Below are 13624 nucleotides of genomic sequence, written 5' to 3' on the forward strand. Positions count from 1 at the left end.
TCTTTGTCAGTTATTCAGGCAGGGTCAGGCTTGCTTTTTGAGATGGGCGTTGGCTTGCTTTTCCATCTCTTCCTGCAATTTCGCGACACCGGCACCGTCGGCTGCTTTTTTCAGCTTGTCCAATTGATCGTCTACATCCACCACACCGTAGAAGAGTGGGTTGGCGAACTGCGTGATGACGTTGGACATCGCCGCCACCTGCTGTTTCACGGGTGTGGTGTCCGGGATGAAGGAAGCAAAGGGGTCAAGAGTGAAGTTGTCGAAGTTCTGTGCCCAGTCGAAGATCTTCTCTTCCGTGGGACTGATGGACATCGATTTCCGCTCCAGGCTGGACCGCCAGGACAGCGCGTAACCCGGAAACGCGTAGTCGTTCAGGGGCTTGAATTTGTTCCCGTCTGCAGGTTCCCAGTCAGTGCCTTCAATCCCATACGTGATGAGGTCGTGGTTTTCCTTGATGGAGAGCCAGTCCTGAAGCTGCATGGTCCGGTCCAGATTGCCGCCCTTGGAATTGACCACGACGAGATTGTCGGCCTGGAATGTTTGGTTGGGTTTTGCGGACAAGCCACCTGTGAGGGGCATGATATTGGCCAACGCTGCCTTGGGAACGGCCTTTTGCAGGGTGCTGAGTGAGTTGCTCGCGGTGCCATCGGTCATGGCCCATCCAGCTGCGTACTTACCGGCGATCCATTGGCTCTTCAGGGTTGCTGCATCGGTGTTCAGCGCATCGGCGTTGATGATTCCGTCGTTGTAGTACTTGCGGATCCGGTGCAGGGTATCCACGATGCCTTCGTCGTCCCAAAAGGCCTTGGGCGCTGAGGACCCCGTTTTGGCCGCGTCCTTGGCGAGCAGGAAGAACATACCCTTTCCGCTGAAGGCGCGGGCGATCGTGTCCGGGTTCTCCCATGAGGAGGCATTGAACATTCCCGTGGGAACGGGGAGCGCGTGAAGATAACCACTGTTGGAAGCCGCTCCATAAGCAACCGTGCCATCGTTTTTCTGCTTCACGGCGTAGAAGAACTGCTCGAGCTGGTCAAAGTCTGCGATCGTGGAGAAACCAACGGAGTCGGCAATGTCCTGACGAATGACGAAGTGTTGGACGCGGGCTGCACTGTTGACCTGCGGGATCCCCCAGAGCTTCCCGTCCCAGCTGTTTGAGTCCAACAGTTTCTTGGGCAGTGTTGCACTGAGGTTCTTGTATTTGGCCACCTCATTGGTGAGATCCGCCAGGGACCCGCTCTGCTGTAGTTGCGCCATGTTCAGCCAAAGCGCCTGCAGGGCAGAATCGAATTTCTCTCCCGCCGTGAACTTGAGCAGGGACTGCTGCTGGTAGTTGGACCAGTTAATGAACTGCGCGTCCAAGTCGAAGCCGAGATCACTTTTGAGCTTGCTGTTCACCTTTGCCAGGACAGCATTCCACGTGGCCGGAGCAGTGCTGGGCAGGACTGCCACCGACGTGCCCGTGACGGCGCCGCCCGTGGAGGACGATCCTGATGTACCGCAGCCGGCAAGCGCTGCCGCTGCTCCAAGTCCACCGGCCAGACCAAGGAAACCGCGCCGGGAAACTGATGAGTTGGGGATCATGTGCTGCACTCCTTTGTACGCTGGCATCGTGGGCCAGACACTTTGTGGGGCTAAAGAGTTTTGGGGCTGGAGACTGGAACGAAGAGCTGGTGTTTGCGGAGCGACTAGCCTTTGGTGGCGCCAAGCGTGAGGCCTTTGACGAAGTAACGCTGCGCGAACGGATACGCCAGGAGGATGGGACCGATGGTTACCACGGTCAGTGCCAGACGGAGCTGGTAAATAGGGGCCACCGAGCCGGATCCGGGCAGCATCGCGGCGTTGGTGACGTTGGCGATGAGGTTCTGCAGCATCAGCTGCAACGGATATTTCTCGGGATCCGAGATGAAGAGCATGGCCGTGAACCACTCGTTCCAGTAGGACACGGCATAGAACAGGCCAATGACAGCCAGGATGGGCTTCGACAAGGGGAGGACGATTTCAAAGAAGACCCTGAGTTCGCCCGCGCCATCTACCTTCGCGGAATCAAGGATTTCTTCGGGGAGCTGACGAAAAAAGCTGACCGCTACGAAGACCAGGAATGGGGCCATCATGTGCGGAAGAATGACGGCGAACCAGCTGTTCTGGAGCTGCAGCACCTGCGTTACCAGCAGATACAGGGGCACCAGACCACCTGAGAAGAGCATGGGAAGGTAGGCGAAGACCGTCAGCGGCCGGCTGATCCGGGGCATCCGGCGGGCAATGACCCAGGACAACGACGCCGTGGCACACAGGGACAGCGCGGTGCCCACCACAGTGATGAACAACGTGGCCGCATAGCCTTGGAAGAGGGCCGTACCGCTGAAAATGGCAACGTACGCATCCAACGAAAATGGTTCGGGAAAAAAGCTGTAGCCGCTGCGGGCAAGAGTGGACTCTTCCGTCAAAGAGCCTGCAACGATCATCCACAACGGGATCAGGGCAAAGAGGCCAAAGACTGTAACACCCACATAACTAACTGCCGTGAAGGGCTCAAGCCTGGTCTTTTTGGGTCCTTTGCCATGCGAAACCTTGGTCAGTTTTGCTGCCCGGGAGAACGGCCCTTTGGGTGCGCTTACGCTGGCCTCTGAAGGATTGTCATCTGCTGTCACGGCCGGTGATGTGGAGGTGCTCACAGGATGCTGCTTTCTTTCGAGTAGCGGCGCTGAATAAGCACTGCCGCCGTGACGAGGATGAATCCAACAACGGACTGGAAGAGGCCAATCGCAGCCGTAGTACCGAAGTCACCGATGGTCCTGAGGGAACGGAAAACGTACGTGTCAATGACGTCAGTGGTAGAGAAGAGGGTGCCGTTGTCGCCGATGATGGCGAAGATCGTGCCGAAGTCGCCGTAGAAGATCCTTCCCACACCAAGCACGATCAAGATGGCGGCCGTCGGCTTCAGAAGTGGCATCGTAATGGACAATGCCATCCGTGCCCGGGTGGCGCCGTCGAGCATTGCCGCCTCGTAGACGTCCTCGGGGATGGAGGTAATGGCTGCCAGGAAAATGACCGACATGTAGCCGCCCAGCTGCCAGACTTTCACGATGGTAAGGATCCAAGGCCAGGGACCTGGTTCTGTGTACCAACTGATCTGAGGAAGGTTGAACAGTCCCAGCGCGTCATTGACCGCTCCCCCGTGGCCGCCTGCGCCGGCAAGTATGACTTGAAGGATGATGCTGATCACTATCGGGGACACGAAGTAAGGGAAAAAGATCGCGGACTGCATGAACTTCTTGAACACCCGGGCGCGCAGTTCGTTGAGCATGATGGCCAGGGCGAGGCCAGCTCCCAAGGTTGCCGCGAGGAAGAGAACATTGAGGACAAGAGTGTTCAGCACAATGGCGGGAGCATCACCGCTTTCGATGAAGTATTTGAAGTTATCCAGTCCGCTCCAAGGGCTGTTGAAAATGCCTTTGCTGACATCGAAATTCTTGAAGGCGACGATCAGGCCGGCCATGGGTGCATAGGCAAAAATCAGGAACCAGGCGATTCCCGGCGCCGCCAGAAGCAGCAGGACACCGGAACCCCGGCTGCGGTGTTTTCGTGAAAGCTTGGCGCGTGCTTTAGGAACAGAGACCGCATAATCCGCGGTGTTCTCGTTGTGGGCGGTCATGCGCTGTTGCATGGCACACTCCCTTGACTCTAGAAGGTGGGACTCACAGTGATGGGAGACGATGCCACCGTGGCATGTTTCCGTACTGGCGGAGGGTGGAAGGGATAGCGAGGAAAACGTTATCCCCTATCCTGCGGCGTGAATCACGGGCTGTCAAGAGGCTGCCCGTAGTCGGCGTAAAGGCGACTCGGGGATCTCCGGGATGCCATCAGTGCGGCTTGAGGAAAACGTTTGCCTGAATGACTCTCCCCAGCTAAGCTTGCCGACATTCGACCCGTTGCGGCAGGCTGACTGCCGCCGGAACGGTGGTGAAGACCTTTCCGATCCGCCCGATGTCCCGAGCCACACGCAATTCGGCTCGTCTGCGAATACCCCCGTCTGGCCCTTTCGTGTCCGCTGGGCCTACCCCAGGCGGCAGGCGAAATGTCCACGCCAGAACTGCACCACTCACTCTCATTACTTATCGATCCAGGAGGACCGATGAAGCATCCTCAAACTGTAAGGCGGTGGGCCCGCGTGCTTGCGCTTGGCGCCGCCGTCGCCCTCATTGCGCCGGCTGGAGGCATCCCCGTCTTTGGCAGCGCGGCCCCGGCCATTGCGGATTCCGGGCAGGAGGTGACTATTACCGAAAGCGTGGACGCGAGTGGCTTCGTCCACCCTGGAATTGGTGTGAGCGCCGATAGCCTGCGCAACGCCCGCTCCATGGTTAAGGCGGGCACGGAACCGTGGAAGAGCTACTACGCTGCCATGGCAGAGACACCATTCGCAGCGCGCGATTTCCGCTCCTCAAATTCCAGCAGCATCATTGACCAGCCGGGCACCACTGCCTTCAACTCCCAAGGGGTACAGAGCAAACTCATCCGGGACGCGTTCGGGGCCTATACGCAGGCCACCCTCTACGTCATTACCGGCGATCCGGTGTACTGGGAAAACGGTATGCGGATTATCCGGACGTGGAGCAATATGGACCCCTCGAAGTACGTCTACTATCCGGATGCGCACATCCACTCCGGCGTCCCGCTGTACAGGCTTGTCGCGGCAGCCGAAATTTTCCGATCCACCAGTGTTCCGGACGGCTACACGGCCTATGACCTGGGCTGGCATGACCAGGACACGAGCAAACTCAGCAGCAATCTCATCGTGCCGATGACGGAAACTTTCCTGCACACGAACTGGCGCTACCTGAATCAACACACCTATCCCTTGGTCGGTTCCATCGCGGGATACATCTTCACCGGAAACCGGGACCGCTATTCCGAGGCCGTCGAATGGTACACGGTCAACGCTTCCACGTCCCGTCCGGAGCAGAACGGTTCCATCGCAGCCCAGTTCCCCCTCATATCGGCCGATGATCCCTTGAATCCCTATGGCTATTCCTTCGTTCAGCACCAGGAGATGGGCCGCGACCAAGCCCACGCCTGGGACGGCATCAACACCACAGGGGCAATCGCGCGCTTCCTGACAATCCAGGGGACGAAAGTGGATCCGTCTGCCGGCACAGTCTCCAACGCACCCAATGCAGTCTCGCCCTACAAATTCCTTGGTAACCGCCTGCTCATGGCCGCGAACGCTTTCACTGGTTACATGCTCGGCTACGACACTCCCTGGATCGATACCACCGGCGGACCGGGCCGACTCTCGGAGGCATACCGCGGCCGCATCTATAACCCCGTTGACGAGCTCTACAACGTCTACAAGTACCAGCTCGGCGTGGATGTTGAACGTGAGGCGCCCTATGTCGCCGAACTGCACGCCAAGGCGGACGGACCAAAGTTCTTCTGGGGCGTCGGCGCCTACAACTCCTGGGAAAGCAACCCCGACTACAGCCCCGAGTTCTGGCTGTCCCTGCCGCCATCCGTCGCCGGCCAGGCCCGCCCCGTAGCCACGGATGCCAAGGTACAGATGGAGACGCGCAGCTCGGCAACGGACGGTAAGAAGCTCAAGGTCCTAAGTGAAGACGGACGAACCTATGTTCAGGTCAACGCGACAGGCAAAGGCCGCACGATCGCAGTGCGGACCCTGATGTACGTTGGCCGAAGCGGATACAGTCCCGTGGGTGTCCAGTTCCGAACCAACGGGCCGGCGACCCTGGCCATCGGTAAGGACCCGGCAAACCGCTTATCCGTCCCTCTTCCTGATACCCATGGTCAGTGGCGTTACGTTACCTATGACGTTGACGCCGAGAAGTTAACGGGCGTTAGCCTTGGTGGCGAAAACCTGGCCTACTTCACGGTTATGAGCCCACGGGAGGATACACAAGTCGACTTTGACTATGTGAACCTCGAGGCCAAGACACAATTGACTGTCCCGCAGTTTCCCCAGGACACCACAACAGCGCTCATCGGCCTGGCGGGAGCGGAACTCTCACACTCGCTCGCTGCAACCGATGCTGGTGGCGATGCACTCCAGTACTCCGCTGTAGGGCTGCCGTCGGGTGTCGGGCTGGATCCCGCAACTGGCCAGCTTACGTGGGCTGCGCCCATCGCAGCGGTCGGCGAATACTCGTTCCAGGTCACTGCAGATGACGGTATCTCCGTGGCGACGCGTCCGGCAAAAGTGATCATTGYAGCGAACCGGCAGGCCGCCGTCGACACCGCGTTAGCGGGTTTCGATCCGAATGCCGTTTATGAAACGCCGTCCTTTTCGGCCTTTGAAAAGGTTCGGGCCGAGGTCCGCTCCGCCTTGGACGCGGCCGACGACGCCGGCTTCCTCGATCAGCTCGTTCGTCTCCAGGATGCTGTCAAGGCACTCAAACTCCTGACACCCCGGCTGGCGAGCGACGGATCCATCGACTACCGCGGACTCGTCACCACTGACCCGGCAAGCGTTCAGCCCAGGAACCTGTTGGACGGAAGCTTTGACACCACCACTGGAGACCTGCGCGCGCCGTTTACCGTCGACTTCGGACAGGGCTTCCAGGTTTCAGCGAGTTCGTTCGGGCTTCAGGCCCGGTACAACTTCGCCAATCGTTCCCAAGGCGCAAACGTCTACGGCTCCCGTGACGGACGAACCTGGACCCTGTTGACCGAGCGTGAAACGACCGACACAACGGCCAGTGGGTTCGCGATGGAAACCATCCCCGTGCGCGCCGACGCCGTGGGGCAGACGTTCCGCTACTTCAAAGTCCAGGTGGATCACCCCGGCGTTGCTACTGATCCCGCATACCCTGGCATCTCCTCCTTCGGCGAGTTCCATATCCACGGGGAACGGCACGAGATGGCAATGGCTGTTTCCTCCCTGTCCATCTCCACCTCCAACCCGGACAAGAGTCTGGCGACCAACGGGGACACGGTCACGTTCAACGCCGTCGCAAATGAGCCACTGTCCGAACTGAAGGTCCTCGTCGAGGGACAAGCTGCCGTCGCCACATCTGCCGACGGGATCAACTGGAAGGCCACCGCGGAGCTGCCCAACGACGTCGGATATGGCCGTGACGTGCAGTTCACCGTGGACTATCAGACTGCCTCTGGTAAGACCGGGACAACACTCACAGCCACCACCGATAACAGCCGGCTTGCCCTGTGGAACACCGCAATACAGCGGGTTCCGGTGGTTCAAGGCTGGGTGAACGCCTCCACCCGGGCATGGCCCGGAACAGGCACCACACAAGAGAACGGCTGGAAGATGTTCGACCACAACACCACCACGTACACGGACACCACGACGGCGAACGGCTGGGTAACGGTAAAGCCCACCGACGCGACACGCATTACCGCCGACATCGTCCGCGTGTACCCGCGAACCGGCTATGTGGCCCGCGGAAATGGAACTGTTGTCCAGGGGTCCAACGATGGCGGGGCCACATGGCAGACATTCCTGACCATTACTGGCATGTCTGCGGCCGACTGGTACGCCTTCAGCCTTCCCCAGCGGGCCGACTACGCCCAGGTCAGGGTGCTTGACGAACACGGCGGCAACACCAACCTGGCAGAAGTGGAGTTCCTTCACCACGAGTAGCTAAGCAGTCCCTTGGTTTACACTGAAGCCATACCAGATCATCAGGTTGCTTAGTGTCGGTGGCGGGGAGGAACGCATGGGCGCATGTCGAAGCTACGGTTGGCTGGCCCAGTCTCTTAGGCTGGGCCCCATGCGCAGAATATTCCCCGCCACTGCCGCCACCCTTCTCCTTCTGACTGCAACAGGCTGCGCCATAGACACTGCCGGCGCAACGAAGGTCGCCGAGGATTTCCATCATGCCGTGGATGCATCAAACTGGGCTGCTGCATGCGATTTGCTCCAGCCAACAGTCCGGGAAAAGTCAGACGAGCAGAATGGTGATGACTGCCAGACCCACCTGGCGTCCGTACATCTTCGAGTCCCCGGCCAAGTGGTCAAAACCGAAGCCTATGGCCGGGAAGCGTTGGTGGAGTTCGAGGGGGATGCGGTTTTCGTGGCTGTTTCCGGCTCAAGTTGGCGTGTGACTGCTGCCGGATGCACGCCGAGGGAGGAAACCCCCTATTCCTGTGAAGTAGGAGGCAGATAGCAATGCGTGTGGTCTTTACTCTCTATCTCATTCTCATCTTCGGCGGGCTTGCCTACATGGCCGCCGTTGGACTGGTTCACGGATAGGGGGCGACGTGAGAACAGCTTTGAGGAACAACGGACTGAGTCTATTTTTCGGTCTGATCTTCATCCTGGCCTTGGCGGGTCAAGCCATTACTGGACAGGCCGTCTTCAACGAAGGTCAACTCACTGCCGGCCTTGAGGAAATCAGTTTCACCCAATACATCACTTCTTCCAGCTTCGCCGTTGACGTGTCAGAAAACTGGCAGTCGGAGTACCTGCAGTTTCTCCTTTACATCACAGCCACCATCTGGCTGCTTCAGAAGGGCTCGCCGGAATCAAAAGAGCTGGACAAACCCGGCCTGGAATCCGACCAAGAACAACTCGTTGGCGAGCATGCCAATGCCAAGTCCCCCGCATGGGCCAAGGCCAAAGGTTGGCGCCTCACCGTTTTCTCAAACTCACTTGCTGGAACCATGGGATTGATTTTTATCCTGTCGTGGCTGGTCCAGTCCATCGCAGGTCACGTCGCCTTCAACGAAGAGCAACTGCGCAACTTCCAAGAGCCCCTGTCATGGGCTGAATACCTGGTGTCCCCTGACTTTTGGAACCGTACCCTGCAGAACTGGCAGTCGGAGTTCCTTGCGGTCGGATCCATGGTGGTCCTGTCGATTTACCTTCGCCAACGCGGATCCCCGGAGTCCAAACCCGTCGGCTCGGCTCATGATGACACCGGAACCACGGGCTGACCAATCCGGGAATACCTTGTGATGGGCTTTACGCCATGCCGCGCAGCGCGGTCCGGATTGAGTGGCTAAAGGCGGGCATCATGTCAAAGCTTGGATCGATGAGCCACTGAAGCTGGGTCCCGTCCCAGCTGGCCACGATGGAGGCAGCGGCGAGCTCAGCGTTACAGCTTGTATCGATGAGTCCCTTAGCTTGATCCTCGCGAATGTGAGCGGTGAAGGCCTGCCGGAGGTTTGTATAACGGGTTGTGAACCATCCGTGCGCAGGGTGCCCCGGCGACGATGCCTCTGCACTGAGGACGGCCAAGAGACGTAGTAGCTGAGGATGCCCAAGGTTATATTCAGCCAGCCAAAGGATCGCTTCGAGGAGACCGTCGGCAAGTCGACGGCGTTCGAACTCGCTGGCAGCTAACTGGTCCGCGTGCTCAAGCACGGCTTCGAGGAGCAGTTCCTTGCTCGGAAAATGGTGCATCAAGCCTGTGAAGCTTAACGAAAGGGCCTTTGCGATTTCCCGGAGAGAGCCACCTGTGTAACCGCGGGTGGCGAACTCAACGGTGGCGGCTTCGATGATTTGCCGCCGGCGGGCTTCCGTTTTCGCGTAGCTGCCGCGCGTAGCTCTTTTGGGGGTCGGCGTAGCGGATGTAGTCACGTGGCAATGCTACGCGGACCGGGGGGTCAACCAGGTGGCAGACCCCCCGTCTACCGTCATCGGACGCGGCGAATCGGAACCAGCACCACCGCTGCCAGAACCGCTAGCGCAACCGCCATCCCGAACACCAGTTGGAATCCTGCGATCGATACGACTATCCCGGCGACGATCGGGGCAATGATCTGGGGTCCAGTATTGGCAATGTTCAGGATGCCCATGTCCTTGCCTTGGTTCTCGGCGTCCGGGAGAACTTCAGCGAGCAGCGCCTGGTCAACGGCGATATACATTCCGTAGGCGAAACCACCGACAGCGAGGAACAGGTAGAAGGCACTAAGGTCGGCGGCAAAAACAAGTGGAAGTTCGGCTGCGGCAAAAACCAGCGAAGCGACGATCACGATTGGTTTGCGTCGCTTGATCCTATCCGAGAGCGGGCCCGAGATCAGCGTGGCGATTCCTGAAGAGATGGCCATGATCACTCCGCCGGTCCCGATCACGCCGCCCGCCTCAGCAATATCCAGTCCGATGTAGTCCGTGAGGACGAAGAGCTGGTACAGCAAGACCATCATGAACGACAGGAGAAGAAGGAAGCGGCCGATAAGGGCGAGCAGGAAATCCCTGTCCCTTGGCGGAACGAAGCCGCGCAACAGTGCGCCAAGAGACAGGGGTTCGCGTGCGACGTCGCGGTTGTCCTTCTCACGCGAGAGGAGGACAAAGATGATCATTGCCACGGCTATGAGCCACGGCAGCCAACGGAGTCCCTCCCTCGGCATCGTGATGTAAGCGCCACCAACGATCGCGCCCAGACTCTGCGCCAGCAGCTGACCGAGTCCGATGAGGGTGGAGGCCTTTCCAAGGTTCTTGGCGCTCACTCGTTCGGGCAGCACGGCGAACAGCGGARCGAGGACGACAGCAAGCCCGATCTGAAGAACAACCCAGAGAACGACCAGGATGGCAAACTCGCTCGTGAACGACATCATCGTGGCGGCAAGGCCGAGCACGATTCCACCGCTTGCAATCCAGGGATTTCGCCGTCCGAAACGGGTACGTGTCCGATCAGACAAGGCACCGAAAACGATGGTCGCTATCATGCTGGCGATCGAACCGGCCGCTGCCAGCGTGGCATAGAGTGCAACCTTTTGATCGGGATCAATCTGGGCCATCAGGGCGGGGATAAGGGCCCCAGCAGCACTGAACGGTAGCATCCAGCCAGCGTGCGCCAAGAAGAGTAGTGGCCCGAGGCGCCCTAGTCGTGCGGCCGGCACAGTGTCCTGAGACTGGCCTGGGGCTGAGGAAGTTATTGCCATTTAGGATGCTCCTTTGCATGGGGACGAACGTCCGACAAGGAAGACGATAGCTCAAAAACAGTGCATGCGCTACATTTTGAGAAAAGTTCCTTTGCCCTGCTACTCTAAAACCGTGCACTTGCCACATTTTAACCAATGGAGGTCCAAATCGTGTCAACCGAAGTACTTCTCGAAATGAAGTTGAATTCGACGCATGTTCCCACGCTCGAAAGATCAACTGGACGGGCACGACTCATCGTCGATGGCTCGCCCTTTCTGGTCCGAGGCGTCGAACTGCATAACTCGTCCAGTTCGTCCCCTGAAGCGTTCCGGAATGGACTGGAGTCAGCCCTCACGGTTGGCGCGAATACAGTCCTGGCACCGGTGTCGTGGGAGACCGTCGAGCCCACTGAAGGCACCTTTGAACTGGCCCAAGTTACACACTTGATTGAGTCGGCCCGCGGTGTTGGATTGCGTTTGATCATCCTCTGGTTCGGGGCTTGGAAGAATGGGGCCTCCACCTATGCTCCTGCCTGGGTAAAGAGGGACTGGACGCGCTTTACGCGATGCGTTCTGGAGGATGGGCGTCTCACTGACACCCTTTCTCCCTTCACAGAGGAGCCATTGGATGCCACGGCGTTTGCCGCTCTGATGCGGCACGTCGAGATGATCGACGGCGAGCAGAGAACCGTCCTCATGGTGCAGGTGGAGAACGAGGTCGGCCTTCTTGGAGCTCCGCGGGATCATTCCCATCCAGCCAATGCTGCATTCACCAAACCAGTGCCGCAGCCTGTGGTTGATGCCCTGGCAAACCGGCCACGAGAAGCACTGGGCGCCAATATCACCGTGTGGCCGGAAGTACTTCCCTCTCCCGACCGCTCTGACGAGGCCTTCATGGCGTACGGGATCGCAACCCACATCGAACGTGTCGCACATGCCGGCCGGCAGCACTCGGCACTTCCCCTATTTGTGAACACGTGGCTGGACAGCGATATCGACGTCGACCTTCCGGGTTTCGCTGTTGCTGGAGGCCAGCGGCCAGGCATCTATCCAAGTGGTGGGCCGCTCCCCCACGTCGCCGATATCTGGCAGGCGTGCGCGCCCTCCATCGATCTGCTGGCGCCCGATTTCTATTTCGGAGACAGCAGGACAATCTTCGGCAACTACGTTGCCGCATCCAAGGGACTGTTCATCCCGGAAATGCGGCGCGACATTACTGGAGTCGGGCATATCTTTGAAGCCATCGGAGAATTCGGCGCCCTCGGCGTATCACCATTCGGCGTTGATTCCGGCAGCGCCGAGGATCTCCAAGCACTTGCTGACGCCTACGATCTCCTCGCCCGCGCCGATCATCTACTTAGCGACACCGTGTACTCCGCTGGCCAACAGCGCGGGTTCTTCCTCACTGATCAGCAGCCGCAGATCGACCTCGTCTTTTCGACTGTTCGAATGACTGTAACGCGGATGACTGCCATCGGAACCGACCCTATCGGCACATGCGCTTACGGGATCATCCGCCAGCTGGGATCAAATGAGTTCGCGGCGATCGGCCGCGGATTCAAAATAGCTTTCACCGCGATCGACGGAGAATCGAACATCGGCATGGAATCCGTGCAGGAAATATCCGGGGTGGCTGATGCCCGACCCGGACGTTTACTCAACGGGGATGAGACAGCAGGCGGCACTACCTGGATCCATCCACACAACGAACCAATGTCCACCGCGGTGTTCCCGATTCCCATGGGGCACATGCACACCGGCATCTCGATCTGCCGCATCTACCCGTATCCTCGGATGTCGCCCCAACTGGTTTGATTGGAGGGGAGCACACCCAGTCACACCGCTGGATCGCGCGCCGTTGAACTCAACCGACAGCAATCAGACAGGTGCCAGCATGCTCGACCTCCATCGCCTCACCCTTCTCAGGGAAGTCAAGCTGCACGGCAGCATGAGTGCCGCCGCCCGCGAACTTTCCTACAGCCACTCCGCCATCTCGCAGCAGCTCAGCTTGTTGGAGAAGGAAACAGGTGTCGTCCTTCTTGAACGGGTGGGGCGAAACGTCCGGCTCACCCCGGCAGGCGAGGAACTAGTACACAACACGGAGGCAATATTGGCGGCGATGGAACGCGCTGAGGCTGATCTTGCGACCTCCCATGAGCGGCCTCAAGGGATTGTGACCATAGCGGCATTCAGCACCATCAGCCGCAGCGTGATGCCCCTTGCGCTGGCGGAGTTGGCCCGAAATTTCCCCGGTCTCGACGTCAGGTTGCGACGCGAGGATCCCGAGCAGGCAGTCGTCCAGTTGATCTCGCGGCAGGTCGATGCCGTGGTCAGCGATGCGTTTCCTGGAACAACAGTGGCGCCGCCCGGAGGAGTGCACACCACCGTGATCGGCCAGGACCCCATCCGCGGCTACCTTCCCCATGGCCTGGAGTTCGCTGGCTTTGACGATCTAAAGGAGCTTCGTTGGGCAGCAGAGCCGCCGCATACGGCCTCGTCACAATGGGCAATGCGCGTCTGCCGTGAACTAGGCATTGAACCCGTGATTGCCTACGTGTCTTCGGATCTCCTTTTCCACCTCCGCATGGTTGAACAAGGCCTCGCCGCTGCCTTCCTGCCTGACATGGTGGTGCGCGAAGCAGGCAGTCTCATTTCACCTGGTTCCTGGTTGCCGGCCGACCAACAGCGCAGCATCCAGTTCCTCGTTCGGTCCGGCTCTGAGCGCAGCGCTTCCCTTGTCGCCGTCAGGGAAGCGATAGCCCAAGTGCTGCACGCCACCGACATGTAAGGA

At 59.2% G+C, this 13624-nt stretch carries 10 protein-coding genes; 5 read left to right on the top strand and 5 right to left on the bottom strand.

What is annotated here, in order from left to right; translation table 11 throughout:
* Positions 1 to 24: 24 nt before the first annotated feature.
* The 3 genes from AB4Y87_RS22300 to AB4Y87_RS22310 form a co-directional block, all read right to left on the bottom strand.
* A complete protein-coding gene (locus AB4Y87_RS22300; protein WP_442006437.1) occupies positions 25 to 1581 on the bottom strand; it encodes a DUF3502 domain-containing protein in 1557 nt (518 codons plus the stop codon).
* Positions 1582 to 1685: 104 nt separating this feature from the next.
* On the bottom strand, positions 1686 to 2672 hold the full coding sequence (locus AB4Y87_RS22305) for a carbohydrate ABC transporter permease (protein ID WP_442006438.1): 987 nt from the start codon (positions 2670 to 2672) through the stop codon (positions 1686 to 1688).
* The gene (locus tag AB4Y87_RS22310) at positions 2669 to 3664 is read right to left on the bottom strand and encodes an ABC transporter permease (RefSeq protein WP_442006439.1); all 996 of its coding nucleotides are present in this window, start codon (positions 3662 to 3664) and stop codon (positions 2669 to 2671) included. Before AB4Y87_RS22310 ends, AB4Y87_RS22305 begins: the two co-directional genes overlap by 4 nt.
* Positions 3665 to 4132: 468 nt before the next feature.
* Here AB4Y87_RS22310 and AB4Y87_RS22315 point away from each other — a divergent pair, with 468 nt between their 5' ends.
* The 3 genes from AB4Y87_RS22315 to AB4Y87_RS22325 all read left to right on the top strand — a co-directional run bounded on the left by AB4Y87_RS22315 (position 4133) and on the right by AB4Y87_RS22325 (position 8904).
* Entirely contained in the window at positions 4133 to 7609 is a 3477-nt protein-coding gene (locus AB4Y87_RS22315; RefSeq protein WP_442006440.1) for a putative Ig domain-containing protein, read from the top strand.
* A gap of 130 nt (positions 7610 to 7739) precedes the next feature.
* Positions 7740 to 8135: a hypothetical protein gene (locus AB4Y87_RS22320; protein ID WP_442006441.1), complete on the top strand. Its 396-nt coding sequence runs from the start codon at positions 7740 to 7742 to the stop codon at positions 8133 to 8135.
* A 94-nt stretch (positions 8136 to 8229) separates the two neighbouring features.
* Positions 8230 to 8904 carry a DUF6766 family protein gene (locus AB4Y87_RS22325; protein WP_442006442.1) on the top strand — a complete coding sequence of 225 codons (675 nt, stop codon included), beginning with the start codon at positions 8230 to 8232 and terminating at the stop codon, positions 8902 to 8904.
* 28 nt (positions 8905 to 8932) lie between these two features.
* Here the strand turns inward: AB4Y87_RS22325 and AB4Y87_RS22330 are convergent, their stop codons facing one another.
* Entirely contained in the window at positions 8933 to 9550 is a 618-nt protein-coding gene (locus tag AB4Y87_RS22330; protein WP_442006443.1) for a TetR/AcrR family transcriptional regulator, read from the bottom strand.
* 56 nt (positions 9551 to 9606) lie between these two features.
* Positions 9607 to 10854, bottom strand: a complete 1248-nt coding sequence (locus tag AB4Y87_RS22335; RefSeq protein ID WP_442006444.1) for an MFS transporter — start codon at positions 10852 to 10854, stop codon at positions 9607 to 9609.
* Positions 10855 to 11004: 150 nt separating this feature from the next.
* On the opposite strand from AB4Y87_RS22335, the gene AB4Y87_RS22340 reads away from it, so the two are divergent.
* Positions 11005 to 12648: a DUF5597 domain-containing protein gene (locus tag AB4Y87_RS22340; RefSeq protein ID WP_442006445.1), complete on the top strand. Its 1644-nt coding sequence runs from the start codon at positions 11005 to 11007 to the stop codon at positions 12646 to 12648.
* A 79-nt stretch (positions 12649 to 12727) separates the two neighbouring features.
* Positions 12728 to 13621 carry a LysR family transcriptional regulator gene (locus tag AB4Y87_RS22345; RefSeq protein WP_442006446.1) on the top strand — a complete coding sequence of 298 codons (894 nt, stop codon included), beginning with the start codon at positions 12728 to 12730 and terminating at the stop codon, positions 13619 to 13621.
* The last annotated feature ends 3 nt before the right edge of the window (positions 13622 to 13624 follow it).

It is taken from the genome of Paenarthrobacter sp. RAF54_2 (assembly GCF_052113945.1).
GTDB lineage: Bacteria > Actinomycetota > Actinomycetes > Actinomycetales > Micrococcaceae > Arthrobacter.

What these genes read in the sequence shown, in the direction of transcription:
- AB4Y87_RS22345 (WP_442006446.1), top strand. Translation starts at nt 12,728, where the DNA reads ATGCTCGACCTCCATCGCCTCACCCTTCTCAGGGAAGTCAAGCTGCAC.
- AB4Y87_RS22300 (WP_442006437.1), bottom strand. Translation starts at nt 1,581, where the DNA reads ATGATCCCCAACTCATCAGTTTCCCGGCGCGGTTTCCTTGGTCTGGCC.
- AB4Y87_RS22320 (WP_442006441.1), top strand. Translation starts at nt 7,740, where the DNA reads ATGCGCAGAATATTCCCCGCCACTGCCGCCACCCTTCTCCTTCTGACT.
- AB4Y87_RS22310 (WP_442006439.1), bottom strand. Translation starts at nt 3,664, where the DNA reads ATGCAACAGCGCATGACCGCCCACAACGAGAACACCGCGGATTATGCG.